This window comes from Delftia lacustris (assembly GCF_040267515.1).
In the GTDB taxonomy this organism is placed as follows: Bacteria; Pseudomonadota; Gammaproteobacteria; order Burkholderiales; family Burkholderiaceae_C; genus Comamonas; species Comamonas tsuruhatensis.
Genome location: NZ_CP141274.1, coordinates 4,802,632 through 4,828,015, shown reverse-complemented (window position 1 = coordinate 4,828,015; position 25,384 = coordinate 4,802,632). Strand labels below are relative to the sequence as shown.

Annotated in this window: 29 protein-coding genes and 1 pseudogene; 5 read left to right on the top strand and 25 right to left on the bottom strand. The window is 64.6% G+C overall.

The features are described from left to right. Nucleotides 1-29: 29 nt before the first annotated feature. Genes U6958_RS23520 through U6958_RS23490 form a run of 7 tightly spaced genes read right to left on the bottom strand, consistent with a single transcriptional unit; the run spans nucleotide 30 to nucleotide 6,059 of the window. Nucleotides 30-779 (bottom strand): TIGR03747 family integrating conjugative element membrane protein, encoded by a 750-nt coding sequence (locus U6958_RS23520; RefSeq protein ID WP_006226024.1) that lies wholly within the window; start codon nucleotides 777-779, stop codon nucleotides 30-32. After that, a complete protein-coding gene (gene traD, locus U6958_RS23515; RefSeq protein WP_006226023.1) occupies nucleotides 776-2,968 on the bottom strand; it encodes a type IV conjugative transfer system coupling protein TraD in 2,193 nt (730 codons plus the stop codon). The genes U6958_RS23520 and traD overlap by 4 nt, the downstream gene beginning before the upstream one ends. 4 nt (nucleotides 2,969-2,972) lie before the next feature. Next, nucleotides 2,973-3,521: an integrating conjugative element protein gene (locus tag U6958_RS23510; protein ID WP_006226022.1), complete on the bottom strand. Its 549-nt coding sequence runs from the start codon at nucleotides 3,519-3,521 to the stop codon at nucleotides 2,973-2,975. After that, a complete protein-coding gene (locus U6958_RS23505) occupies nucleotides 3,518-4,120 on the bottom strand; it encodes a transglycosylase SLT domain-containing protein (RefSeq protein ID WP_006226021.1) in 603 nt (200 codons plus the stop codon). The genes U6958_RS23510 and U6958_RS23505 overlap by 4 nt, the downstream gene beginning before the upstream one ends. Further along, entirely contained in the window at nucleotides 4,102-4,827 is a 726-nt protein-coding gene (locus tag U6958_RS23500) for a TIGR03759 family integrating conjugative element protein (RefSeq protein WP_003120008.1), read from the bottom strand. The genes U6958_RS23505 and U6958_RS23500 overlap by 19 nt, the downstream gene beginning before the upstream one ends. 12 nt (nucleotides 4,828-4,839) lie before the next feature. Next, complete coding sequence (locus U6958_RS23495; RefSeq protein ID WP_003120009.1) at nucleotides 4,840-5,484, bottom strand: hypothetical protein; 645 nt, start codon at nucleotides 5,482-5,484, stop codon at nucleotides 4,840-4,842. Continuing rightward, nucleotides 5,481-6,059: a PilL N-terminal domain-containing protein gene (locus U6958_RS23490; protein WP_016852812.1), complete on the bottom strand. Its 579-nt coding sequence runs from the start codon at nucleotides 6,057-6,059 to the stop codon at nucleotides 5,481-5,483. The genes U6958_RS23495 and U6958_RS23490 overlap by 4 nt, the downstream gene beginning before the upstream one ends. 150 nt (nucleotides 6,060-6,209) lie before the next feature. On the opposite strand from U6958_RS23490, the gene U6958_RS23485 reads away from it, so the two are divergent. Genes U6958_RS23485 through arsH form a run of 5 tightly spaced genes read left to right on the top strand, consistent with a single transcriptional unit; the run spans nucleotide 6,210 to nucleotide 9,287 of the window. Beyond that, complete coding sequence (locus U6958_RS23485) at nucleotides 6,210-6,548, top strand: helix-turn-helix transcriptional regulator (protein WP_071534486.1); 339 nt, start codon at nucleotides 6,210-6,212, stop codon at nucleotides 6,546-6,548. Between the two features lie 2 nt (nucleotides 6,549-6,550). Beyond that, the gene (locus U6958_RS23480) at nucleotides 6,551-7,045 is read left to right on the top strand and encodes an arsenate reductase ArsC (protein WP_006226020.1); all 495 of its coding nucleotides are present in this window, start codon (nucleotides 6,551-6,553) and stop codon (nucleotides 7,043-7,045) included. Between the two features lie 11 nt (nucleotides 7,046-7,056). Continuing rightward, on the top strand, nucleotides 7,057-8,133 hold the full coding sequence (gene arsB, locus U6958_RS23475) for an ACR3 family arsenite efflux transporter (protein WP_006226019.1): 1,077 nt from the start codon (nucleotides 7,057-7,059) through the stop codon (nucleotides 8,131-8,133). Between the two features lie 16 nt (nucleotides 8,134-8,149). After that, nucleotides 8,150-8,572, top strand: coding sequence for an arsenate reductase (glutaredoxin) (gene arsC, locus U6958_RS23470; RefSeq protein ID WP_006217715.1), 423 nt, complete (start codon nucleotides 8,150-8,152; stop codon nucleotides 8,570-8,572). Continuing rightward, a complete protein-coding gene (gene arsH, locus U6958_RS23465; protein ID WP_003120015.1) occupies nucleotides 8,565-9,287 on the top strand; it encodes an arsenical resistance protein ArsH in 723 nt (240 codons plus the stop codon). The genes arsC and arsH overlap by 8 nt, the downstream gene beginning before the upstream one ends. A 58-nt stretch (nucleotides 9,288-9,345) precedes the next feature. On the opposite strand, the gene U6958_RS23460 is transcribed toward arsH, so the two are convergent. The 18 genes and pseudogenes from U6958_RS23460 to U6958_RS23375 form a co-directional block, all read right to left on the bottom strand. Beyond that, on the bottom strand, nucleotides 9,346-11,625 hold the full coding sequence (locus U6958_RS23460) for a helicase-related protein (protein ID WP_006226018.1): 2,280 nt from the start codon (nucleotides 11,623-11,625) through the stop codon (nucleotides 9,346-9,348). Between the two features lie 136 nt (nucleotides 11,626-11,761). Then, nucleotides 11,762-12,069 (bottom strand): annotated as a pseudogene (locus U6958_RS23455) (hypothetical protein). A gap of 89 nt (nucleotides 12,070-12,158) precedes the next feature. Beyond that, nucleotides 12,159-12,479 carry a hypothetical protein gene (locus U6958_RS23450; protein WP_003120017.1) on the bottom strand — a complete coding sequence of 107 codons (321 nt, stop codon included), beginning with the start codon at nucleotides 12,477-12,479 and terminating at the stop codon, nucleotides 12,159-12,161. A gap of 50 nt (nucleotides 12,480-12,529) precedes the next feature. Further along, nucleotides 12,530-13,663: a DUF6094 domain-containing protein gene (locus tag U6958_RS23445; RefSeq protein ID WP_254919932.1), complete on the bottom strand. Its 1,134-nt coding sequence runs from the start codon at nucleotides 13,661-13,663 to the stop codon at nucleotides 12,530-12,532. A gap of 40 nt (nucleotides 13,664-13,703) precedes the next feature. Beyond that, a complete protein-coding gene (locus tag U6958_RS23440; RefSeq protein WP_006226015.1) occupies nucleotides 13,704-14,354 on the bottom strand; it encodes a hypothetical protein in 651 nt (216 codons plus the stop codon). Nucleotides 14,355-14,458: 104 nt separating this feature from the next. Next, complete coding sequence (locus U6958_RS23435) at nucleotides 14,459-14,800, bottom strand: hypothetical protein (RefSeq protein WP_016852814.1); 342 nt, start codon at nucleotides 14,798-14,800, stop codon at nucleotides 14,459-14,461. Between the two features lie 102 nt (nucleotides 14,801-14,902). Next, nucleotides 14,903-15,229, bottom strand: a complete 327-nt coding sequence (locus U6958_RS23430) for a hypothetical protein (RefSeq protein ID WP_006226013.1) — start codon at nucleotides 15,227-15,229, stop codon at nucleotides 14,903-14,905. Nucleotides 15,230-15,323: 94 nt separating this feature from the next. Beyond that, nucleotides 15,324-16,013, bottom strand: coding sequence for a DUF3275 family protein (locus tag U6958_RS23425; protein ID WP_006226012.1), 690 nt, complete (start codon nucleotides 16,011-16,013; stop codon nucleotides 15,324-15,326). Nucleotides 16,014-16,071: 58 nt separating this feature from the next. After that, a complete protein-coding gene (locus U6958_RS23420) occupies nucleotides 16,072-17,001 on the bottom strand; it encodes a DUF3577 domain-containing protein (protein ID WP_006226011.1) in 930 nt (309 codons plus the stop codon). Between the two features lie 366 nt (nucleotides 17,002-17,367). Beyond that, nucleotides 17,368-17,721 carry a DUF3085 domain-containing protein gene (locus U6958_RS23415; protein ID WP_006226010.1) on the bottom strand — a complete coding sequence of 118 codons (354 nt, stop codon included), beginning with the start codon at nucleotides 17,719-17,721 and terminating at the stop codon, nucleotides 17,368-17,370. A gap of 141 nt (nucleotides 17,722-17,862) precedes the next feature. Then, nucleotides 17,863-18,675 (bottom strand): hypothetical protein, encoded by an 813-nt coding sequence (locus U6958_RS23410; RefSeq protein WP_006226009.1) that lies wholly within the window; start codon nucleotides 18,673-18,675, stop codon nucleotides 17,863-17,865. Nucleotides 18,676-18,963: 288 nt separating this feature from the next. Beyond that, on the bottom strand, nucleotides 18,964-19,242 hold the full coding sequence (locus U6958_RS23405) for a hypothetical protein (RefSeq protein WP_003108989.1): 279 nt from the start codon (nucleotides 19,240-19,242) through the stop codon (nucleotides 18,964-18,966). Nucleotides 19,243-19,338: 96 nt separating this feature from the next. Continuing rightward, on the bottom strand, nucleotides 19,339-20,076 hold the full coding sequence (locus U6958_RS23400; protein WP_003098947.1) for a hypothetical protein: 738 nt from the start codon (nucleotides 20,074-20,076) through the stop codon (nucleotides 19,339-19,341). Between the two features lie 213 nt (nucleotides 20,077-20,289). After that, nucleotides 20,290-20,682: a hypothetical protein gene (locus tag U6958_RS23395; RefSeq protein WP_003098949.1), complete on the bottom strand. Its 393-nt coding sequence runs from the start codon at nucleotides 20,680-20,682 to the stop codon at nucleotides 20,290-20,292. A gap of 21 nt (nucleotides 20,683-20,703) precedes the next feature. Next, complete coding sequence (locus U6958_RS23390) at nucleotides 20,704-20,916, bottom strand: hypothetical protein (protein ID WP_003116833.1); 213 nt, start codon at nucleotides 20,914-20,916, stop codon at nucleotides 20,704-20,706. A 337-nt stretch (nucleotides 20,917-21,253) separates the two neighbouring features. Continuing rightward, nucleotides 21,254-21,565, bottom strand: coding sequence for a hypothetical protein (locus U6958_RS33350; RefSeq protein ID WP_003108988.1), 312 nt, complete (start codon nucleotides 21,563-21,565; stop codon nucleotides 21,254-21,256). A gap of 336 nt (nucleotides 21,566-21,901) precedes the next feature. Beyond that, complete coding sequence (lspA, locus tag U6958_RS23380; RefSeq protein WP_003098955.1) at nucleotides 21,902-22,402, bottom strand: signal peptidase II; 501 nt, start codon at nucleotides 22,400-22,402, stop codon at nucleotides 21,902-21,904. Between the two features lie 3 nt (nucleotides 22,403-22,405). Further along, nucleotides 22,406-25,318: a heavy metal translocating P-type ATPase gene (locus U6958_RS23375; RefSeq protein ID WP_003098961.1), complete on the bottom strand. Its 2,913-nt coding sequence runs from the start codon at nucleotides 25,316-25,318 to the stop codon at nucleotides 22,406-22,408. Nucleotides 25,319-25,384: the final 66 nt, after the last annotated feature.

Below are 25,384 nucleotides of genomic sequence, written 5' to 3'. Positions count from 1 at the left end.
CTTTGCAGAGCAGTGCCGCCCGTGTCACCTCATAAGTACTTCTTGAAGCTGCCTGCGGTCAGGCTGACTGCCATCCCCAGCATCGCCGCGCTGGGCAGCAGGATGACCAGAGGATGCACCGATATGGGCAGAGCGAGATAGGTGACCCAAGGCAGCACGGCCAACGGCATCAGGCTGGCCTTCGCGCGGTGGTAGATGAAGCCGGATTCGCGGCCCGCGCCGAACCGGCGCACATCCCGTCGCACCAGGCCGTCAATCAGGCCGACGAATGCCGCCGTGAGGATCAGCGGCAGCGTGAGCACCAGGACCAGCAGGCGCACCAGGAAGGTGAGCGTCGTGAAGGCCGCAGCGATCAGGTAGCTTTCGGCCCAGACATAGACCTGGCTGATGTAGTAGCGGAAGTTGCGGCTCTGCCCGTGGCTGGGCGCGCGGACGCGCTCGGCGGTCTGGCTCATGCGCTCCAGCAACCCCGAGCGCACGAACACCCACTCGTACCCGGTATCCACCAGCTCGTGCGCCGTGCGCCCGGGCTCCTGCACCACCACGCTGCGCGTGAAGTGGTTGGACAGGTGCCCGAGTTCGTACTGCAGCATCTGCTGGGAGTGGCGCCAGCCCTGGTCCTTCCAGAACAGGTGCATGCCGACGCACTCCACCACGATCGAGAACAGCAGCGAGCCAATGAGCACCCCGAGCAGCCGGAACGGTAAGGTGATGGTGCCGACGATCAAGCCTTGGCGTTGGTTCTGCTCCCGCTGCGCGGTCGAGGTGGCATCCTTCATGGCACGGCCTCGTTGCCCGAGCCATCGTCGGCGCCAGTGGCCACCGCGCCGGGCTCGGCCGCAGCGGCATCGTCCAGCAGGTCGTCGGGCAAGGCCGCATCCTGCAAGGCCGGCGAGCTGGTGAACTCCCACCACTGCGTGGCCTCGCTGTAGCTCTGGCGCATGTACCCGGCCAGTTGCTGCAGGTCCGCCGGCATCACTTCATCCGGGTCCGGCGCCGGCAGCGGCATGCGTACCTTCCAAAGCTGGCCGCCCTGCAGCAGCGCGAAGCACTGGCCCTTGGGCAGACCGACGACGTGTGACGGCTCGATCATCGGCACGCTGGACATGCTGATGCGGTCCTGGGTGTTCGACGTGAAGTCCGTCGCGCCGCGGATGTCTGAGCTGTCCGTCGCGCCCGAGACGATGGTGGTCGTATAGACCTCGACCTTCGGCAACTGCCTCGTCAGCAGTTCCGCGGTGGCCGTCTCGCGCACGCGCAACATGAATAAATTGTTGAAATTCCCGATCACTTGGCCGGCCTTCGCGCGATTTCCGATGCGGGCCTCGATGTCCGAAAGCGTTTGCGTGTAGGCGGTGACTTGTAGGCCCGCGCCACCGCCCTTGTTGATGAGCGGAATGAACTCGTCACCCATCAATTCATTGAACTCGTCCGCATGCACGTTGATCGGCACGCGCGCACCAGCCGATGCGCCCGGCAGGCCATCGTCGATTCCGTGCTTGTAGATGTGTCCGGCCACCGAAACCAGGTCAGAGAACATCGAATTGCCGACCGCTGCGGCGACCTCGGCGTCAGACAACGCATCCAGACCCACATAGACGATGGCCCGCTTTCGGATGACCTGCATCCAGTCGAAGATCGGGCGCGGGTCGGCCAGGTCGGAGTAGTTCGGCGCCAGGAGATGGGCGATCTTGCCGCTCGTGAGCTTTTCCAGCAGCGGCAGCAGCGATGCAACGATCTTGTCGAAGTAGGTCTTGTCGTAGCGCACCGCCGAGCGCAGGCCATCGAGCACAGGGTCGTAGTTGCGCGCCTGGGAGAGGTATTGCTCCAGCGCCACCACACGCTTCTCGCGCCCGATCATGTTCCTTGGGATGTTCTTCTCGTTGAGCTTGGCCTCGATCTGGACGATCACCTCCCAGGCCTTGGGCTCCGTCTTGGCAAAGTAGTGCTGGGCGTACTCAATGAACAGCGCGTCGATGTTGATGACGTGGCGCTGGATCAGCATGTAGTCCGGGCGCTGCCCCAGTTCCACCAGGGCGCGGGCGATGATGTTCACGAAGCGCCATGCGAACTCGCGGAACGCCGCGCTGTTGCCTTCGCCGGAGAGCTGCCCCGCGATGCGTGTCGCCACTTCCGAGATCCGACCGAAGCGGCCCACGGCGTTGTAGCGGGCGCTGATTTCCGGCCAGCCCAAGTGGAAGATGTAGAACTCGCCTTCGCGGCCAGCGCGCTGGGCTTCGACGTACATCCGTTTCAAGAGATCGGCATCCCCCTTGGGGTCGATGACGATGACGACCTCATGCTCGCCGGCAGCATTCCTGCGGCGGATGTCCTGCGTGACGAACAATTCGGCCAGGCGCGTCTTGCCCACCCGCGTGGTGCCCAGCACCAGCGAGTGCCCGACGCGCTCGCCCAGCGGCAGGCTGACGTCCACTTCGTCGGGCTCGATGCCGTGCAGCCTTGGCAGGCCGCCGACAGGCGGCAACGGGCGCACGGGGTTGAAAGGCACGTCCCAGCCGGTGAGCTTCGGCAGGCGAGAGAGCGGCAATGGCGCGAACTCCAGCCGTTCCTCCAGGCGCCTGGCCAGCCGGTAGGCCGGCGTCGGCTCGACGTAGCGGCGGAACTCGGGCCGGTACGTCTGCATCAGCCGATGCGTGTGCTTCTGCTCCCAGAGAAAGCCGCGCCCCACGAATAGGCGCTGCTGGCTGACCGGCACGTCCTTGCTGGTCATCACGTAACGCGGCAGACGGCGGATGTTGCGCCGGTAGCGCAGGATGATGCGGGCATCGCGGTAGCGGATCGCGCCGTAGGCGCCGAACGCCAAGGCGCTGCCGATGCCCATGGCCGGGCTCAGCGCGAGCGACCATGGGGCCACCAGGCACAGAAACGCGGCGCCTGCACACGCCGCGACGGTGTATAGCTCCACCGCTGGGCGTAGCAGAACCTCGACCGGCTGTTTGCCTGACATGGCTTCATTGCTCGATGCCGGTGGCCGTGATCAGCGCCGGGTAGTGCCGCAGGCCCAGGCGATCGGCCAGGTCGTCGCCGGCCACGGGCGCGAGCGGTACGCCAGGCACCAGAGCGCGCAGCCGTGCCAGGCTCTGCGCGGTCTCGACGTTGACCACCAGGCCGACCGCGCCGCGTTCACGCAAAGCGGCGGCGCGGCGCTGCAACCAGACCCGGGAAGCCTCGTCGTCGCCGATGACCGCGAACGGCCGCAGGCCGGGCGCTTCGATCACGCGCCGCGCGACGGTACCGGGCGTGAGCTTGCTGCTGCGCACCGGCAGCATCGCGGCTTCGTCCGCTGGCGTGGCGGGAACCCGGGGCGTCGGGATGGGGGGGCGGGCCGGCGCGTTGGCGCGCGGCTGGAGGTTCAGGGCTTCGTAGTACGGCAATGCCGACGTGCCGCCACGGTCCTCGACCACGATCAGCGGCTCGCCAGCACGCGAGGCCAGCGGCAGGCCTGACAGCAGCATGAGCAGGCCCGTGAGCGCGAGTTGGACCGGATGGGGTTTCGTCATGGGGAGGTCTCCTGGCGCGCGGCGAAGACCGCGGCGGTTGGGCGCGTGCCCTGCACGCGGGCAAGGTGGCGGGACACGCTGCGCCGATAGCGGACGGCGGGCTCGCCGCCAGCGGGGCGGTGGTAGCGGCCGATCGCCAGCAGCCAGTCCTCGCCGGGGGTGTGCTGCTCCTTCAGGATCTCGGCGGCAACGGCGAGGTTGCGGTACGGGTCCAGCAGATCGCACGCGCCGGTGAAGCGGTGCTTGTGGTAGCCAAGGTTGATCTGGCCCAGGCCCGCGTCGATGCGCGTGTGCGGCGTGGCGCGCATCGCCTGCTGCAGGCCAGCGCAGGCGTCGGCGCGCGTGGCGAAGCGGCGCGATTGGCCGGCGACGTTGAGGGACCACGGCCATGGGACGATGCGCCCGTTGCGCCGGATGCCGCTCTCCTGCAAGGCCACGGCGTAGAGCACCGTCGAAGGGATGCCCGCGCGCTGGGCGGCAAGCTGGTAGGCCGGTGGCGGCACCTCCTGGGCATGGGGGGTGCTGGCATACACGCCTGCAGAGAGCACCAGTGCGCGCAAGAACTGCGATACGGGGGCAGCTACGGCTGGCGCTGCCATTGGCCGTTCACCTCGCGCACGGCTGCGGGCAAATCACCGGGCAGGCCCAGCGACAGCCAGCGGCCGCCATCGTGGTTGAGCGTGATGCTGCCGGCGCGCACGCGCGCCGGGTCGATCTGCGCGCGCTTGGCCCAGTCGCGGATGCGCGCGTCGTCCTGGCGGCTTCCGACCATGTACAGGTCGAAATCGGCGCCTGAGGATTGCAGACGCTGTACGAGCTGCCCGCAGGCAGCGCAGCCATCCTTGACGAACACCGCGGTGCGGCCTCTACCACGCACGGGACCGGCGCCGGGCTTGTCGTCGGGCAGGTTCACGCGCTGCATGCCGGGGTTCAGGCGCTGCCAGGCTTCGTCGTAGGCGCGCTGGTAGGCGAGCAGCTTCTCGACGCGGCGCGCTTCGACCTGCACCTGCAGCTCTGCGTAGCGCCGCCGCTCTTCGTCAGTGCGTGCCTCGATGCCCAGGGCGGACAGCGGGTCCAGGTTGGGCGAGTAGATGCCCAGCGGCCCGTCCATCAGCTCGCGATAGCGAGTCCACTCCTGCGGTTGCAGGCCCCATTCACTGGCCGCCCGATCGTCCAGCACGCGGGCGGCCAGCGGGCGCTCCTGGCTTTGCGCATTGCGCGCCGGGGCCGTTGCGGGCTGCTGCGCCCAGATGGGCCACTGCACCGACGCCAACACGAGCGCGGAAAGGAGGATCGACGGCTTCATGGGGTGCTCCGGTCAGGGAATCGCCACACGGCGGGTCTGGTTGCCGGCCTGGAACACTGCGGTGTTGCCCTCGATCGCCTGCAGGCGCCACGGGCCGACCGCATCCCCGGGCAGCAGCACCTGAAGTTGGGCGGGCATGAAGTCCCCGGTGCTCGGCGCGACGGACACGCTGCGCTGGCCAGCGCGCAGTTCGGCGCCGACGACGCGGAACGGCAGCGGCGGCGGTTCGGCCTTGGAGGCGGCGGCCGGGCGTGATGCGCGCGGCTGGGCGGGGGCTGCGGCACGCGCGGCGGTCTGGCGCGTCTTGATCTGCTCGATTTCGGCGCGTAGCGCCTGAAGGTCATCAGCGGCGGCATAGCCGCTCAGCGACTTCTCGACCTGGGCAGCGCGTGCTTCCAGGACTTGGCGGGTGTCCTTGAGGTCAGCGGCCGTTGCGACGGCTGGGCGCTGCTGGATGGCCTCGATGGTCTCGGCCAGGCCAGTCGCCTGCGCTTCCAGGCGCTGCAGGCGGGAATCCAGCCGATCCTGGTCGGTTTGATCGCGCATCGCCAGGTAGCCCAGCGCCACGATGACACTGAGGCCGATCAGCCAAAGCCAGAACAGGCTCTGTATGACAACCGCCGCGGTTGAGCGTTGGGCGGGATGCGAGGCATTCATGGCTGGCCTCCCGAAACCGCAGGCGCCAGCGGGAACGTCTGCACCGTCTCGGTGGCGAGTGGCCCGGATGGGGACTCGGCGACTGCACGGTCGCCGGGCCGATCGAAGCAGATTTGCCGTGCGCGGTCATCCGCGTGCAGTTCCCAGGACGGCCCAGCCAGCGTGAGCAGCGCATGGCGCAAGGTCATGGGGCCGAGATGCAGATGTGCCGCCGGCAGCGGCAGCGCGTACAGTTCGATCACGGCATGCGCGGTCTCGCAAAGGCCGTAGCCGCTGCGCTTGAGCACATGCCGCATCCCGTCGCCGACCGTGGCGCGGGCATCCTCGGGCATGGACACGTCGATGGTCTGCAACAGCAGGTCGCGCTGCGCTGCCGTGGGTGCCAACTCGACCAGCGTGTAGCGGCCGTAGCGCACGACCGGGATGTACTCGGGCGCCTCGGGTTCGGGCGCGGCCGAGACTTCCTCGATGGCATCGGGTGCGAGCGGCGCCGTGGTGGTCGCGCAGCCACTGGGCAGGGCTGCGGCCAGGAGGCCGGCGCCGACCAAGTGCCGGGATACATGGATTGCGGGCATGGCATCGGCTCTTCTGTTGCGATGCCGATACCTTGGCCGCGCGCGGCGGCGCGGTCAGTCAGGAATGCGAACTGGGAGCTACCCGCTTTTGCAGTCCAACACATAGCGCAACCCGCAAACCCAACTGTGGTTTGCACATTGATTCAATAATTGTTGTATTATCGAACCATGCAAGAAGATCAAGCCATTTCCGCCTTAAACGCCCTGGCTCACACCCAGCGCCTGCGCGTGTTCCGCGCCTTGGTCGTTGCTGGCCCGGGCGGACTGACGCCAAGCACGCTAGCCGACCAGCTCGACGTGGCCCGCAACACCTTGTCCTTCCACTTGAAGGAGCTGGCCCATGCCGGCCTCGTCACCATCGAGCAGCAGGGTCGCAACCTGATCTATCGGGCCGAGTACGGCCACATGAACGGCCTCATCGGCTACCTGACCGAGCATTGCTGCCAAGGTGGCGTATGCGAGGTTTCTCCATCCAAGACCTGCTGCTGACCATGACCGATACCACTTACAACGCCTTGTTCATCTGTACGGGCAATTCGGCCCGCTCCATCCTCGCCGAAGGCATCCTCAACGACATGGGCCAGGGGCGGTTTCACGCCTGGTCGGCAGGTAGCCATCCGAAAGGCGAAGTTCACCCGCTGGCGCTCGCCACGCTGGAGCGGCTGCACCTTCCGACAACGGGCTACCGCAGCAAGAGCTGGGACGAGTTCGTGAAGCCCGATGCGCCGGTGTTCGATTTCATCTTCACCGTCTGCGACAACGCAGCCGGCGAGGCTTGTCCTCTATGGCCGGGCAAGCCGGTGTCGGCGCATTGGGGCGTGCCTGACCCGGCTGCCGTGGAAGGCTCCTTGGAACGACAAAGCAAGGCGTTCTTCGATACCGCCATGACGCTGCGCCGACGCATCGAGTTGTTCCTGTCGCTGCCGATCAAGAGTCTAGATGCCATGTCGTTGCAGCGCGAACTGCGCGACATCGGCCGCCAGTGAGGCCTGAACCGATGAGCGCAACCGATACCGCCGGCCCCGCGCCAGCAAACTCCGCCATGAGCGGCTTTGAGCGTTACCTGACGCTATGGGTGGCGGTGTGCATCATCGCGGGTATCGCTCTGGGCCAGTTCGCGCCCGCCGCATTCCAGGCCATCGGCCGCATGGAGATCGCTCAAGTCAACCTGCCGGTGGGCTTGCTGATCTGGGTGATGATCATCCCTATGCTGCTGAAGGTGGACTTCGCCGCGCTCGGCCAGGTGCGCCAGCATTGGCGAGGCATGGGGATCACGCTGTTCATCAATTGGGCCGTCAAGCCGTTCTCAATGGCACTTCTGGCGTGGATCTTCATCCGCCACGCTTTTGCTGATTGGCTGCCCGCCGACCAACTCGACAGCTACATCGCCGGCCTGATCCTGCTGGCTGCCGCACCGTGCACCGCAATGGTTTTCGTTTGGAGCCGACTGACTGGCGGCGATCCGGCATTTACGCTGTCGCAAGTGGCCTTGAACGACACCATCATGGTGCTCGCCTTCGCACCCATCGTCGGCCTGCTGCTGGGCCTGTCCTCGATCACGGTGCCTTGGGACACCTTGCTGGTGTCGGTGGGTTTGTACATCGTCATTCCGGTCATCCTGGCCCAGCTTTGGCGCCGGGCGCTGCTGCGCAAGGGACAGGCCGCGTTCGACAGGGCACTGGAACGCATCGGCCCGTTGTCCATCGCCGCGCTGTTGCTGACGCTGGTGCTGCTGTTCGCCTTCCAAGGCGAGGCCATCATCCGGCAGCCGCTGGTGATCGCCATGCTCGCGGTGCCGATCCTGATCCAGGTGTTCTTCAATTCCGGGCTGGCGTACTGGCTCAACCGCCAGGCGGGCGAAAAGCACTGCGTCGCTGGGCCATCCGCGTTGATTGGTGCCAGCAACTTCTTCGAGCTGGCCGTGGCCGCCGCCATCAGCCTATTCGGCTTCCATTCCGGTGCGGCACTCGCAACAGTGGTCGGCGTGCTCATCGAGGTGCCGGTCATGCTGCTGGTGGTGCGGGTGGTCAACCGCTCACGCGGCTGGTACGAACGCCGCGCGACCACTTCGTAATCTCCAAGAGGCATCCATGAGCACCATCACGATCTACCACAACCCAGCCTGCGGCACATCGCGCAACGTGCTGGGCCTGATCCGCAACAGCGGCGAGGAACCGACCATCATCGAGTACCTGAAGACGCCGCCCGGCCGCGACACGCTCCAGGCGCTGATCGCGGCGATGGGCGTGCCGGTGCGGGACATACTGCGCGAGAAAGGTACGCCCTATGCCGAACTCGACCTGGGCAACCCGAAGTGGAGCGACGACGACCTGATCGGTTTCATGCTCCAGCATCCCATTCTCATCAACCGGCCGATCGTGGTCACGCCGCTGGGTGTGCGCCTGTGCCGGCCATCGGAAGCCGTGCTCGACCTTCTGCCGCAACCGCAGCGCGGCGCGTTCAACAAGGAAGACGGCGAGCCGCTGGTTGATGAGAAAGGCCGTCGTGTCTGAAGCCCGCCTCGACCTGCCAAACATCGACGCGGCGCTGTTCCAGCAACCAGACGCCGAACACCTGTTCGCGCCGGCACGGACCACCCACGCGCCGCGCTTCCTGCTGCTCTACGGCTCGCTGCGCGAACGCTCGTTCAGCCGCCTCGCAGCCGAAGAAGCCGCCCGCATCCTGCGGGCGCTGGGCGGTGAAACCCGATTGTTCAATCCGTCCGGCCTGCCGCTGGTGGACGATGCACCCGCTGATCACCCCAAGGTCAAGGAACTGCACGAACTGGTGCAATGGGCCGAAGGCATGGTGTGGAGTTCGCCGGAGCGCCACGGCGCGATGACCGGCCTGATGAAGACGCAGATCGACTGGATTCCGCTGTCGGTCGGCGCGGTGCGCCCGACCCAGGGCAAGACGCTGGCGGTGATGCAGGTGTCGGGCGGCTCGCAGTCCTTCAACGCGGTCAACCAGATGCGCGTGCTCGGCCGCTGGATGCGGATGCTGACCATCCCGAACCAGTCCTCGGTCGCCAAGGCATACCAGGAGTTCGACGAGGTCGGGCGCATGAAGCCCTCGGCCTATTACGACCGCATCGTGGACGTGATGGAAGAACTGATGAAGTTCACGCTGCTCACGCGCGACGCGGTCCCGTATCTGGTGGATCGGTACAGCGAGCGCAAAGAGGGCGCTGAATCACTGTCCAAGCGTGTACGGCAAGGTGCAATTTGACGATGCAAGGCACTGAAAAAAAGCCGACGACCTCTCGGTCGTCGGCATTGTGTGAAGTTCAGGCGGCGACCAATTGCCGGGCCAGTGCGACCTCGACGGAATCACCATCCTGGTTCAGAACATCGAGCCCGGATTCAGGCACGTCGCCCGAGGTGGACTGCGAGACCATGATCTTCTTGGCCATCAGCTCCAGGCAGGTCATCTGCGAAGAACCGGCATAGCCAAGGTAGATCACGCGCACGGGCTGCTTTTGCCCGATGCGCCAGGAGCGGCGTGCCGCCTGCTGGAGCGAGTACACGTTGTAGCCCGACTGCATGAACACGATCGTCGGGAACTCCAACAGGTCCAGCCCCGTCTTGACCAGCTCGGGGTTAGTGATGAGCACGTCGATGCCACGGTCCAGTTGCTCGGCGATCCAGTCTTCGCGGCGGCTGGCGTCCACGCTCGCGCGCAGCACCGCCACTTTGAAGCCCTCCTGCTCCAGCAGCACCTTCAGGCGCGACGTGGTGTCGCGCGTGCCGGTATAGACCGTGTAGGCCAGGACCTTGCGACCCTGTGCCTTCTCCTCTTTGCAGATGTCGATCAGCTCGCGCTCTTTCGGTGTCACCTCGAACTCGTTGAACTGAGCCGGGACGAACGCCAAGGTGTTGCGCGTGCGCGGATGCACCACGGTCTCCGACCGGAAGCAGCAATCCGGCCAGGCCAGCAGCACGTTGAGAACCACGCCCAGCAAGGTCGTATCGCGTCGCGCCAGAGCCTGTTTCAGCTCGGCGGTCAGCCGACCCGCCAGATCGCGGTAGGCCGCGGCTTGTGCCGTGTCCATCGCGACTTCACGGAACTCCTCGTCATAAGGCGGCAGGACGTTGCCGCCGATGTCCTTGAGCTTGAGGAAGATCGTGAACGGCAGGATGCAGCGCAAGACGCCCTTGGGGCCGAAGCCCGGGGCCTTGACCGTGCGCACCGATACCTTGGTGCCCTTGGCCGTCTTGTGCGCCGTGCCGGTGCTCTCGGAGTAGATGTCTTTCAAGACCCCGTGATCGCGCATGAACGCCATCGCAGCCGAGGTCATGCTGCCGCTCGTGGTCGGGCGGTAGCCGTCTTCGATCATCCGCCCAGGCAGGGCTCGGAACAGCAGATAGAACAGGTCGTCCCCATAGCCGCCCATCAGCGTGCCAGTCAGCAGCAAGGTCTTGCGAGCCTTCGCCGCCAGCACGCCCATGGCCTGGCCTTGGGCACTGCCGCCGTTCTTGTACTCATGGGCCTCGTCGGCGATCAGCAGGTCGAACGTGCCTTGCGGCAGGTACCTCTTGATGAACTCGGACGGTTGGTAGCCGCCCTCGCCGAAGCCGAACTCCATGTTGGCCATCGCACGTTCCATGCGCGTGGCCTGACGGTCAGAAAACACCAGCTCGCCGTTGCCGTCCATCAAGTTGATGAACTCGTGGATGTTGTCGCCGAGCATCGATGCCAGGAACCCGTCCCCGAACTTCTGCATCAGCTTCTGCGCGGTGACTTCCCCGATCGTCGGAATGCGCTTCAAGGCTTTGAGCACGGCCGAGGATTGATCGCTGCCGGACAGGCTGCGCGGGCGGATCAGCGTCCACAGGGGCGCGGCGCAATGGCTGCACTTCCTGCGGTACTCATCGGCTTGGAGAGCGACCGGGTTGACCGGCTCGCCGTCGAGGTCGGTGATAACCGTGCCGCAGTCCGGGCAAGCCGCCACGTCGCCGTGGCGGGTGCGTCGCGTGGTGAAGACAGGCTTCCAGTGGAAACCCATCCGCATCCTGACGCGCCCCAGGACGAAGAACTCCTGGCCCGTGGGCTGCACACCCAACTGCTCACGCAGCTTGATGAGTTTGACGAGCGTATCCGGCCCATTGAGCACCCATACCTTGGCGCCGGCCACCGTCTCCTGGATCTCCCGCCGCCACTTGTAAACCAGGTGCGGTGGCGACAGGACCAGAGTGCGGCGGTAGCCTTCGGCGTTGAGCACGGCGGCCGCGGCGATGCCGACGGTCGTCTTACCGCAGCCCATCTCGCCATTGACGATCGCGGCGCGTTCGCCACGGTCGATCAGCAGCTCGGCGGCGGCGTGGACGACTTCGGCCTGTGCTGGGAACAGCTTGCGCTTGAGGCTGGCGACGACGAGTTGCCGGTGCGCCTGCGGTTGGCCGGTATAGACCGGCGGGTTGGCGCTGTTGAGGGCGTCGAGCAGTTCGTCGCCGAACTCGCCGACGAAATCCTGAAGGCTCAGGGTCAGAGGGTTGGATTCCGCGTCCAGCAGTTCGCCCTGCACGGGCGTGGCTTCAGCGGCAGTGGTTTCGAGATCGAGGGACATGGTGATGCTCCAAAGAAAAATGGGGCATGCACCACCCCCAGCGGGGCAATGGCATGCCCCGTGGTGGGAGGAGAATCGGCGCGTGGCCGAAGGTGGTTGAAGATGCTGGCCTGGGTGGCCCGCGGGTGAACCGTGCTCAGTCCTCGGACGGCAGCACGATGGCGGTGATGCTGCGCCCCGTATCGGTGATGATGCGAATGGCGAGTCCCGGGTGGATCACGTAGTGCGATTCCAGCGGCGCGCCTGATTGAAGCGCAGAGCTGTTGGCCTCCCCCATTGCTGGGCGGTGACGTCGCCCCAGTCGCCGCGGGCGTGCCGTCTGAAGTACGGAATCGGGTCCAGGCGACCCGCGTTGAACAGGCGGTTGATACCTCTGCTGAAGATGAGCGCCCCAATGGGGAACGTCAGCCTGTGGCAGTAGGTTTCGATACGATGCGATGCCATGGGCTCCTCCTTGATGGTTCATTGGGCCACGACACCCCTGCCGGAGTGAAGTGGCTCCGTCAGGTGGATGAAGATGACGATGTGGGGCCTCAGATCAGGTCCCGCTCTTCGGGAAGCTGGACCACCGTGGTCTGGTGGTCTTCGCTGGTCTTGACGATCAGCGCCAGGTCCGGCGTGATCCTGAACTGCGAAATCATCAGGTTGTCCTGTTGGATCGCCACGTCGTTCGCTTGGCGGGTGGCCTCATCGATCTCGCCCCAGTCCCCGCGCACATGGCGCTGGACATAGGCCAAGGGGTCAATCAGGCCTCGCCGGGCCAGCCAATGCACCTTCTCGCTCAACTTCAACGTACTCGGTGTGAACAACGGTTGCTTGTGCGGCGCAGGCCGCTTGAACGGATTGGGGATCATGGTGTTTCTCCTTCGAGTTGGTACAGCAGGACGGCAGCGCGTCCGGTGGATCAGCGAATGGTCAACACCTCGCCCCGTGTCGGGGAGCCAGGCGTCATGTCCCACGCGCGGATGACAGGCACGAACTTGTCGGTGAGGATGCGTGTCTCGGCGATGGAGCCGTCTTCGCGTTCGGTGAATTCCCGCTGGAGCGTCTTGTCCTTGTGGGTGTCACCTTTGACGACGAGCACGCGCCCCGTCTGGGAGCGCACGACGCCGGAGATCGCGCCCGCGGCCAGAGCCAGGGCGAGATGCCAGTGGGACAAGGCCCGCGCCGGTGGACGCAGCGACTGCTGCGCGGTCCCCAAGTGCGTGTCCAGCGACGGCCAAAGGCCTTGCAGCCGGCCAACCTCGTCGGCGAACTGTTCGGGCTCCATCGTCACGCGGAAGAAATGCTCCGGCTCGGCCGGACTGGCGGGGACGATGTACGGCAGGAACGGCCATTCGCTCGGCAGTTCCTCGGCTTCGACTTCGCCAAGCCCAACCTGCAGCAGCAGATTGCGCACGGCCTTGACGCCATCGGGTGCCAGCTCCCGCTGACGGACCCGGCGGCCGAAGATCACCACCTGCTTGAACTGCGTTTCCACCGCTCGGTAGATACGCAGATCGGTGTAGTGGCGCGTCAACCAGCCGACCAGCTCCGCGTCGAGCACGTAGCCGGGGACGATGAAGACCAGCACGCCGCCGTATTGCAACAGCGACAGCGAACGCTGATAGAACAGCTTTTCGAGGCGGGCACGGCCCTGGCCCTGATAGCCGATGTTGCCGTTGACGTCCTTGGACAGGTCGCCATACGGTGGATTCAGCCACAGTAGTCCGAAGGACTGCTTGGAGATCATCGTGTCCATCAGGTCCGCGTGCAGGCAGTGATCGACCAGGCCGCGGGCATGGCGCGCCCGCTCGGCGTCGAATTCGACGGCGAACGCCTTGGCCTGTTCGCGCCCGAGGGCATGAGAGGCTTCGGCGATTGCCACGCCTTCACCGGCGCAGGGATCGAGGATGCACATCGGCCCGTCGCTGGGCATCAGTGCGTTGAGGGCTCTTTCGAGCGTGGGTTCGTCGGTCGGGTAGTACCCATTTTTGGCGAAATTGCGGGCGAGCCGCGGGAACATGAGAGCCATGGAAGTCTCCTGGTTGGCGGGGATGAATGACGGAAGCACGCCAAGGCGTGCCTCCGAGGGTGGGTCAAGCCGCTACCGCTTCCGGCGTCCAAATCTTGGCCGGATAGGGATAGGCGGTGAGCGCGTCACTGCGGATCAGGGAGCCCAGCGCCAAGCTCAGCGCCGGCACGTCGATGGCGAGCCGATGGCCTTCCAGCGGCCCGAGGGCGAACGGAAGGCGGGCCAGCATCTCGCGGCTTTGCAGCAGTTCCAGCACGGTCTCGCGCCAGTGGTCGAGTAGCGGTAACGGGCAGGTATCCCGCACCAACGTCCACAAGCGGTCGAGCCGGTGGGCGCTGTCGCGTGGCAGCAGTGCCAATGCGCTGGCGTTGGCCCTATCGGGCTTGACGCAGCGCCGGTCGAACAGCCACACGTTGGACAGCGAACCGAACAGCGTGCGTCGGTAAGCGCGCGTGATGCGCTTCTCCAGACGATCGACGTTGCCGATGAACACCGGGACGCTGCCGCCCTCGTCGGTGATGATGTGGAACTGGTCCAGTCCCTGCTCGTCGCGCCCGAGGGTCAGGCGGGCAAGGAACTGCTGGACGGCGGTGTCGCGCGCCCAGATGGACAGGAAGATCAGGTTGCCCTGGTCATCGCCGACGCAAGCGTCGGCCATAACGTCCGGGCATTCGTCGATGTGGAACAGCGTGGTGGATGAAGTGTGTGCGTGCATGGTGGTGTCCTCGATGAAATGAGGGGCAGCACCGCCCGCAGGGGCAGCGAATGCCCCGTTAGGGATGAAGGAATGCGGATAAGGTGTTCGATCCGCTTGGGCGTTCAGAACGTCTGTTCGGTGAACGAGCCGTCGGCCTGATGCTTGACTACACGGTTGCCAATGTTGCCCTCGCAGTCCTGTTGGACTTCGGTGAACATGCTTTCGGGCACGTCGATGTGGAAATGGCGCAGGACCACTCGGTAGTAGTCCAGGTAGTGGTTGAACGGGTCGCTCTCGTGCAGGTTGCTGTACAAGAAGTCGTCGCTCTCGACCTTCGCGGTATCGTCGATCAGCTCGGCCGGCTTTTCGATGAATAGGAAGAAGTAATTTGCCGGCCGGTCCCAGCCCAGTACGACGGTGATGGGAAAGCCCTTGTGAACGGTGTCGAAGTAGTGCCGACTCATGGTGATGTCCTCGGTGAATCGGAAACAGCACCGCCCCTGAGGCAGGTGCTGCCCCAAGGGGTGGAGAAAAGCCGCGCAAGCGGCGATGACGTGTGCCGGACCTCAATAGTCCGAATCGCAACCGGACGGGCAATAACCCAGTTCGATTCCGTGCGAGCAGTAGCCGTTTTCGGCGTTCCAGTCCTGGGTTTCCTGCCTTTCGGCCGGTGTGGCGTAGCCCCATTCCTGTGCGATCTGCAGCGCCTGTGCGCGTTGCTCTTCCGGCAATCGACTGGCTTGCGCGTCGATCTCCGAACTGAAAAGCGTGACCCAGTGGTCCCAGGACAGGCCACAACCACGCTGGGCGTGCTCGGCGGCTGTCTTGCAAACAGCTCGCCACGCGGGTTCACCCAGCGAAGAACGGGGTGTATCGCAATCGATGGTGGACATGATGGAGACCTCCAGAAGAAAGCCGGGGGCCTCCCCGCATAGGGAAAGAGCCCCGGCGGGTGGATGAAGAACACCGCGCATGCGGTGTCTGCGATCACGCAGGTTGCAGTTCGGCCTGGCGGCTCCACTCCTGCGTTTTGAAGTCCAGCGCGTAGCCCAGATCGCCCAGGCGGGCGATCTGCGCGCGCAGGGCGCGGCGGTCGATGGTCGAATCCAATTTCACGGAATCGCCCAGCGGCCAGAGCAAGCCGAACAAAGCAACGTCGCCCTCTTCGGTGCTGCCAGGGGCAGCCGCCGCAGCGGGCGTCGGTGCATCCACACCGAAGGGCGTGGTATCGACCAGCGGGTCCGCCGAGGCCTGCACGGGTGCGGGCTTGGCGGGTCTGGAGGCCTTGGCGGGCTTGGCCGGCGTTTCCGCAGGCTGCGTCCCCAGCTCTTCATCGAGTGGATCGACTTCCTGGGTGGCGAAGCTGCGGGCCTCATCACGACTCAGTTTGTCGATGCCGTTGAGCGTCATGCCGTCGAGGTTTGCGCGCACTTCAAACCGCGCGCCGCCCGCGACCGGATAGGACTTCGCGAAGATGTAGCGAATGACGAAATCCCCGTCGTACTTTCCTTCGGGGTACTGCTCCAACTCCGCGTCTTTAACCGCGAACTCGCCGATGGGGGTAGAAAGGCGCCCAACCGTGAACGGGCCGTTCTTGCCCCGGATGGTCCGCAACGTGAGCTGGCCCGGGACGACGATGGGTAGGGCTGATCTCGTAGGTGCCGATGTGGCTGCCATGATGGTTCTCCTTGGACGAATAGGAAAAAGGCAAGGCCCCGTGAGGGGCCGTGCCGGATCAGAACGAAGCAGCCAATGCCGGCTCCTGCTCCTCGACTGCACATTCGGGCTCGCGCTCGGCGGGCTCGGCAGATTGGTAGGAAACGGCGTCGGCGGCAGTGTCGATGGCGTTGGCGGCTTCGGACGCGGGTGCGTCCTCCGCTGGCGCTGCCTCGGCATGCGCCTGGCTCGTCGGATAGACCTGGGTGCCGTCGATCTTGATCAGACCGATGTGGACCAGCGTCGATTCCAGGCTTGCGGCCGGTTCCCCAGCGTGCTCGCCCTTGGTGCGGATGTACGGATCGATCTTCATGTCGTTCAGACGAAAGGCGATCAGCACCTTGCGATCCCCCTCGATGGCCTGCACGCATCGGCGAACCAGATGCTCGGCTTCAGGGGTGGCGACGATCGTGTCGAAGTACCGATATTCCGGTTCATCGACAGGTCCGGCCAGCGCGGCGATGGAGCACGACAGGAACGGGTCACCATCCTTGGGGGTGACGTCCTTCGGACGGTTGAGGTAGCCGATGCCACGGGTGATCAACTCGTGCTGCTCGATCGAAGCCAGTTCGGCCCGCTCGATCAGCTCGGCCTTGAGCAGTCGCGCCTTGAGGGATGCGGCGGCCTGGCCTTTCTGTTCGCCCTTGTCGCGGATGTAGGCATCGCCCCAGAGGTCGCCGAGGCGAAAGCGCACCAGCGGTCGCTGCTTGGAATCGTCAACGCCGATGTAGCGCTGAACGAGCTTCTTGGCCTCGGCACCCGAGACCTTGACGTCGAAGTAGCGGTAGCTCGGGTCCCTGGCGGGGCCGACCAGCGCGGCGATGGTGCAGGCCAGGAAGGGCTGCGCACGGCGGCCGCCCCTGACGGGCACCTCACGGACACGCTGGAGGTAGCCGATGCCCGAGGTGTGGAGGTCGAAATACGATTTCTCGTTGGAAGTGGTGTTCATGGTGAATCTCCATAGGGAAAAGCGGAGACACACCGAGCCCACGCATGCGGGGAAAGGTGCGTAACCCCGCGGTGGGTTGATAAGGCGAAAGCATCCGCCACCAGGGACTGGTGGCCGCTCGCGGATGGATGCGGTGCGAGCTGGCTCGGTCACGCAGTGGAAACTGCGCCGCAACCTCGAAGACCGATGGTTGCCTGGCATGTCGCTGACAGCGTCAGCAGGCATGGGGTCAGCATGGCCGGGCCTCGCGCGCGCGACAGCAATCAATTGGCATCCGCGCGTTTCCCTTTGTCCACGCAGCCCGGCTCAGCGCAAAAGAAAGCCCCCGGTGTGGGGGGCTGCGAGAGTCGAGTGGCGGTTGCCGCGCTATGCGGGAGGCACCACCTCCAGCGACAGATGTGTGGCGGTGGCCGACAGCATCAGGTCGTCTTCGGTGTGCAGGATGCGCGTGAATACGCCGTCCTTCGGGTCGAAGTACTCCCCGAAGTCGTCGCCGCCCAGTTCGGCGCGCGCCAGTTCCCACCAGTCGTCGAACGGGTCGGTATCCGGGTTGCAGCCGACGGCATAGGCCAGCAGCTTCACACGCCCATCCGGGCGGCGCTCTCCCTGCTCGGCGAGGAAGTACACGCCCTGGTCCTTGACCAGGATGACGCGGCATTGGCTGGCGATGGCCTCGGTCAGCACGGGGCGCAGGTCGGAGCCTTTGAATCGCAGTGACATGGTTGAAATCTCCTATGTGGAATAGAGAAAAGGCCCTCCATCCGCATGGATGGAGGGCCTGTGGGCACATGGCCCATGGGCGAAACTTCGTGGCGGGACCCACGGGTCAGCCGTAGAACCGGCAGGATTCAGTTTCCGGCGTCATGCCGGCACCGCCTGGCGCTGCCGGGTAGCCTTGGCGTCGATCACGCTCACATCGATCAGGCGCCAACGTCCGTCGTCGATGAGTCGCTCCAGCACTTCGCCGAGCATGTCGAAATACACCTCGTCATGCCGATCGACCAATTCGCCGTCGCGATGCAGCTCCACCACGTAGGTGTCGCCGCCTCGGTCGTACAGCACCGTCACCCGGCCCTCGAACTTCGCGGTCGAGACCGTGAAGCTGATCGCCGGAGGCGTCTCGATGATCTTGGACGGCGTCGGATCGACCCAGGTGAAATCCCGGGCACCCGCATCGACCAGCATGTGGGTGATGCGCCGGAAGCCATCGGGCGCCGGCATTTCCTCCAACTGCTGGATGAGCTGACCCAGCTCCATGCACTGCGGCTCGGGAATGGGCAGCTTGGCCGGCGCGGAGCCGAGGATGTGCGTCTTGACGGTGTAGGGAATGCCGTCGGACGTCATCTCGGTGCGCTCTTCCGGCGTGTCCGCCCGCAGCCCATCGAAACGGCGCCGTGCGTAGGGTTGGACATGCACCTTGGCGCCTTCGTCGGGGACGGTGGTCACCAGCTTGGAATCGAGCACAGCGAACTCGCTCGGCTTGAGCTTGACGACGATGGCATCGTCGGTGATGGCGACTACCTTCCCGTCGAAGGGCTGGGGGTCGACGGCGAAGCCCAATGTCGAAGATTGCGGCTGATCGTCGAACACGCGGTACTTGAACGACCGCACGTTGCGGGGCACGTGGCCTGCGACTAGCGAAGGCATCATGGATTTGATGAGGGAACGGTCCATGGGAATCTCCTTGAGGAAGAAACAAGGGATTCCCCCGCCCGCAAGGGAGAGGTCCCTTGTGGGTGGTGTGGATGGACGCGGTACGTCCGTGGAAAACATCGACCAGCACGGCTTCCCGTGCTTGCAGCCTTGAAGGTCTTGGCTGCCTGGGCATGTGTCGGCAACGCCGACGAACATGGGGCAAGAATGGCCCGGGAGTAAGCGGCCCGCTTGCAGGAAACGGCACCCCATCGCACCCGCTTTCCAGCGCTGCGGGCGAGAAAAAGCCCCTCGAAAGGGGCTTGGGGGTCAGGCTTCGTACACGAAGTAGTGTTCTCGCTGACGCGGGAAGAACACGTGCTTCCACGTGTCGCCGCTTGTGTTGCCACCGTCGAATACGACCATTTCGTAGTCGTCAATGTCGGTGTCCACCAGATCGGCGCTGTCGATATGGCGCATGTGCAGCGTACCGCTCATGCGCTCGAACACCAGGATCTGGCCGATGGCGTCGTCCTGGCTCATGGCGTTGACGCAGGCTCCAAGCTGATTCTCGAAGTCGGGCGTGGGCAAGATGAGATCGGGGAACATGAGATTGCTCCTATGGAATTGAACCAGCCCGGCTCCTGGTGGGAGGCGGGCTGGCATATGGGGGATAAAGGGGAAGGCTTGCGCGTCGCGTGTCTGCTAGGTCTCGGCCAGTGGCAAGCCCAGTAGCGCGGGTGCGTCGGCATCGAGGATGAGGATGCGCACATCTGCCTGGCCGGCCAGTTCAAGGATGTTCGCCAGGTCGTCAGGCATGCCCTTGTCGCGGTGCTCCTGTCGAAGCTGCTCAGCACTGATGCCCTCGGCATATTCCAGGTTCTTGTCTGTCCAGGGCGTGGAGATCAGCTTGACGCCAATCGCCGGGCTGTACGGAACCCGAAAGGCGATGAACAGAAAAGCCTCCGGCGTGGCGAGGTCTGCCAGGTTGGCGAGGTACTGGCCGGTTTCCTGGCAGATGTGCGCGCTGCTGACTTCCCAGCACCGGCTGTAATAGCCGGTCTCGAAACTCAACCGCTGCACCACGTCTCGCGCGGCTTCGGCCGAATAGGTATCACCGACATGGACCGGGCGGCCGTCGAGGTCGTCGCCATGGATGGCATAGACCACGGCGCCCACCACGCCTTCGCCGTTGATGCCTTCAACAGCATCACATTCAGCAATCAGCTCGTCGCTGATGGCGTCAGTGCCGCTTTTGATCAACGCGAAGTCGCTGGTGACGATGCAAGGCGATGAGATCAGGTCGTTGTCGGAAAGATGCGCTTGGCTCGTGTGGATGGATCGCCAGACATGCGGGCTTCCGTCCCCGTAGCAGATGCACAGCGTTCGGACGACTCTCAGATTCCAGTAGCCGCGTACAAAGGGATTGGGATTCTGGGTCATGGAATTTCTCCAGATTGAATAATGGAGCCAATTCCCGCCACCGGGAATTGAACCCCGGTGGGTTGAAAGTGGAAAAAGCGTCAGGCGGCACTGATCGAGGGCTTTGGGCCAATCGGCGCAGGCTGACGGAAGAAAAATCGAGGGACATGGCCGCGTGGACGCATGTCCCTCATGGGCAGTGAACAAAAAGACGGTGGTATGCCGCAGACCGGCTCACCAACCGCTGTAGTTCACCAACAGATCGGCGATGACCTTGCGGCGTTGCAGATCGAGACCATCGAAGTCCGACAGTCCTTGGAAGTGGCAGCGCTTGAGCATGGCACCGCCCTCGCGCGCGTTGTAGAAGCTGAACATGGCGGACAGGAACATGCGTTCCCCGCTGCTCAGGACGCCGAGTGCGTCGTTGGCACGCAGCATGTCGGGACGCAGATCCCACTTGCTCTTTGCCTGGTTCAGGCCTTCGCGCGTGCCGTCGCCAAACCATTGCGGGCCTGCGATCTCGACGCCGCGCTTCCAGACCTCGAAGAAGGCTTGGGGCGCGGCGGCGAAATGCTGCTCTTCCCGCATGATCTGATCGACGACTTCCTGGGGCAAAAGCTGGTTCATGACGTGGTTCCTCCAGTTGGATCAGGGTGTGGCGAGCTGGGACCAGCCGCCTCTTTCGAGGGCACGTTGAGCCGCGGCATAGCTGCGGAAGTACTGGCAGGATTCCCGCGAAACGGGACCTTCTGTATCGCGCGTGCCGATGTAGTGGCCGGCGGCGCTATGCAGGATTTCGAGCGGCAGGAACTTGCCGCAATGGATCAAGGCCAACTGGCCGAAAGAGGCTTGCTGGGACATGGACGGGCTCCTTGGAAAAAGCGGGGCCTCGTCCCTCACGGGATGGCAGCTCCCGCACGCGGTTGAGAAAAAAGCATCGGCGTCACGGGTGACGCGCGTCCGCAGACTCGATGCGATGGCGGACTGGCGGGTAGCGCGGAAAGAATCCGCGGCAGCCTGGAAACTCTGGCTGCTGGCATGGTGCTGACGAATCAGCGACACATGCGGGCAGCTTCATGCGCGAGGCGAGCCGCGTCAGCCGGAAATCGGCATTTGCAACAGCCCCGATTGGCGAACGCGGAAAAAAGAAAGCCCCGCAATAAGTGCGGGGCTGTCAGGAGGATGAGGCGAAACTGGGTCAGCGAGGCCTGTCGCCCAGTACATGCTGCTTCCACAGGGCGAATGCCTCGTCCGGTCCCAGCTCTGCGAGGATGACGATGGGCTGGCCCCGACGGGCACGCAGCGATGCGAAATACGCTGGCCGGTCGGCGATGGCGTTGAGCTTGATGCCCTTTAGGAACAGCAACTGGCGGGGGCGAACTTTGGTGGTAACGCAGGCATGATTGCGCTTGTTTGGGGCAAAAGGGCCAGCGAAGCGGGCGGACACGGCCAGAAAACCGCGACGAACTACTTGTACTTGCCAGGCGAGGCGAACGGGTGACATCAGCATATCGCTATGCGGTAAAGAAGACCGTCCTAAAGCTTGCAGGATCCCGGCATAGCTTCATCATCACCTCTCCGTGACGGCTCATTGGAACGAAAAAGGCCAGCATCGCCGTGATGGACTTTCATAATTGCCAGGTCAACTGGCTTGCGTGCTGTTTATTCACAGCAAGGCATTGCGACGTCGTTGCAGCAATCGCCGCCATCGCAACAGGGCGTTGCAGCAAAAGCGGCGGTGGGCGCTAGCATGAGGGCCAAGCCGCGGCCGCTCATGCTGGGGGCCGTTCTCTTCAGATTGGTGTCCTGCACCGTGTGCATTGCGAATTTCCGGATCGTCCCAATGTCACTGGGACTCCTTTGTGGCGGCCGGGTTCTCCACGCTCATGAACGACTGGGCCACCAGCGCGATCGCCCCGCCCACGATGGCCATGTCAGCGATGTTGAAGGCGGGCCAGTGCCAGCCGTGCAGGTGAAAGTCGATGTAGTCGATAACGTGCCCGCGCGTGGCGCGGTCGAACGCGTTGCCCAATGCGCCGCCCAGAATGAGGCTGTACGAAAGGCCTTCCGTTTTGCGCAGCGGCCGGGAGAGCAGCCATGCGAGCCATGCCGATATTGCGAACGCGATCGCCAGAAAAAACCACCGCTGCCAGCCGCCCGCGCCAGCAAGGAAGCTGAACGCCGCGCCGGGATTGAGAGCGTGAACTAGGTTGAAGAATGACGCCACCTCGTGCGACCAACCCAAGGGAGTTGTCGCGTCAATGTAGCTCTTAGCTGCCTGATCGCCGGCGAATATAACGATCGCGAGTGAGTACCACTGCGTCTTGCGAAGAGATGGTTCATCCATTGTTCATGCCGCCTTGAACTTCAGGAGGCGCAGCCCATTGACGACAACCAAAAGACTTGCCCCCATGTCAGCGAACACAGCCATCCACATGGTGGCATGCCCTGTGAACGTCAACGCAAGGAACACCGCCTTGATGCCAAGGGCCAGAACGATGTTCTGCGTGAGGATCGCCGCAGTGCTACGCGACAGCCGGATGAAGGCGGGGATCTTGCGCAGGTCGTCGTCCATCAGGGCGACGTCGGCTGTTTCGATCGCGGTGTCGGTGCCGGCCGCGCCCATGGCGAAGCCGATGTCGGCACGGGCGAGCGCGGGCGAATCGTTGATGCCGTCGCCCACCATGCCCACCTGGCCCTCGCCGCCGACCAGGCTTTCGATGGTCTTGAGCTTGTCTTCGGGCAGTTGGTCACCACGGGCTTCAGAGATTCCGACCTGGGCAGCGATGGCCGCGGCCGTGTGCTGGTTGTCCCCCGTCAGCATCAGCGTGCGCACACCCAGCGCCTGCAGGTCGGCCACCGCCTCACGGCTGGTTTCCTTCACGGTGTCGGCCACTGCAAAAATGCCGAGCACGGTCGCATCGTCCATCAGCAGGATCGCTGTCTTGCCTTGGCGCTCCAGGGTCTCCAGCCGAGCCTGGAGCGTCGCTTCGCTCAGGCCCAGCTCCTGGGCGAGCCTGTGGTTGCCCATGTGCAACATGCGCCCGGCGACGCGGCCGCGCACGCCGCGGCCAGGCAGCGCCGCGAAGTCGTCGACCTCGTGCAGCGCGATGCCGTCACGGTTCGCCTTGCGGGCGATGGCCTGAGACACAGGATGGTCCGAGCGTGCCGCGAGGCTTGCGGCCCAGGCGGCAACTTCCTGCGCCTCGCCGATCAGCGGCACGAAGTCGGTCTGCTCGGGCTTGCCATGTGTGAGTGTGCCGGTCTTGTCCAGGGCCAACGCCTTGAGCTTGCGCCCGCCCTCCAGGTAGACGCCACCCTTGATCAGGATGCCGCGTCGGGCGGCAGCGGCCAAGCCGCTGACGATGGTGACCGGCGTGGAGATGACCAGAGCGCAGGGGCAGGCGATCACCAGCAGTACCAGGGCCTTGTAGACCCAGTCAAACCATGCGCCGCCGAAGGCGAGCGGCGGCACGACGGCAACCAGCACGGACACCGCGAACACCGCCGGCGTGTAGACGCGGGCGAACTGGTCGACGAAGCGCTGCGTGGGCGCACGGCTGCCCTGCGCGGACTCCACGGCATGGATGATGCGCGCGAGCGTCGAGTCGCTGGCGCCTGCGGTCACCTTGTATTCGAAAGAGCCGGTCTCATTGATGGTTCCGGCGAAGACCTGGTCACCTTCGGCCTTCTCGACGGGCAGGCTCTCGCCGGTGATGGGCGCCTGGTTGATGGCCGATCGACCCGAGGTGATCAGGCCGTCCAGTGCGATGCGCTCGCCAGGACGCACGCGGACCACCGCGCCCTTTGCGACCTCCTTGGCCGGCAGCTCTGTCCATGAGCCATCGGCCTGCCGCACGGTCGCGGTCTCGGGCGCCAAGTCCATCAGCCCCCGAATGGCGTTGCGGGCGCGGTCCAGCGACTTCGCCTCGATCACTTCCGCCAACGCGAACAGGAACATGACCATGGCGGCCTCCGGCCAGTGGCCGATCGCCATGCCGCCGGTGACCGCGATGGCCATCAGGGCGTTCATGTTCAGGTTGAGGTTCTTCAGCGCGATCCAGCCCTTCTTGTAGGTGCTGAGGCCGCCGGTGAAGATCGAAACCAGTGCCAGCACGATCACGGCCCAATGATTGCCGTCGTTGACCCAGTACACGCCTTCGGCGGCCACCGCCGCAACGCCCGAAACCGCCATCGGCCACCAATTGGTCTTGTGCGCGGCCACCGGGGCATCGCGCGGCTCATCAGTCCTCTGGACCTCGGCTTCCATGCCCAGCGATTCGATGGCTTCGACTGCCGGCTTGATCGCGTCGGGTGTGTGCCGAACCGTGAGCGTGCGCTGCATCAGGTTGAAATCCATTCCCTGCACGCCCGGCATGCCTTGCAGCTTGCCGCGGATCAGACTTTCCTCGGTCGGACAGTCCATCTTCGCGATGCGAAGTACCGTGGTGGCTGTCTGCATGTCCTGCCGCGCAGCCTGCATTCCAATGGAAGCAAGCGCCTTCTCGATCGGCGCTGAGGTCGCCAGCGTGTGCTGGACTCCCAGCACACGCTGCATCAGATTGAAGTCGAGCGCGGTCACACCCGGCAGCTTGCCCAGCCGGTCGCGGATCAGCGCTTCTTCCGTCGGGCAATCCATGTTCTCGATCCGGTACGTCACCCGCTCGCCGATCGGCGGCGCGGAAACGGCAGCGGTTGGTTGCTGCTGCAGGGCCGAGGATGGGATCACAGCCGCGGCTTCGATCGGCCCCGTGTGGCCGAAGGTCTGCTCCTTGGCGCGCATGCCGATCGAGGCCAGGACCTGCTCCATCTGCGCGCGTGCCTGAGCGAGGTGTTTCACCGACAGGGTGCGCTCAGCGAGGTCGAAGTCGAGGTCCTGAATTCCCTCGACTGCCCCGAGGTGCGAGCGGATGAGTTTCTCCTCGCTCGGGCAGTCCATGTTCTCGATGCGGTAGGTGGTCGACACGGCGGCGTCTCGGACAGCCTGAGCCTTCATGCCCACCGAATTCAGCGCTTGCTCCAAGGCATCGGCCGAGACTTCGCGGTGCGAAATGGTCAACAAACGCTGCGGAAGATCGAACAGGAGCCGCTCGACACCGGGCATGCCCTCCAGCGTTCGCCGCACCAGTGCTTCCTCATTGCGGCAATCCATGTTGCTCACGTGGAAAACGGTGGTTTCAGTGCTGGCCTGCTCACTGGCGCACGCCGTCTGTTGGCCATTGCCGCCGGAGCAGGCGCATGGGCTGGAAGGTTCTTTGTTCATAGATCGCTCTTCATTGACAAGGTTTTCCCCGGATGCCATCATTAGAAAACCTCTAGTAGATATAGA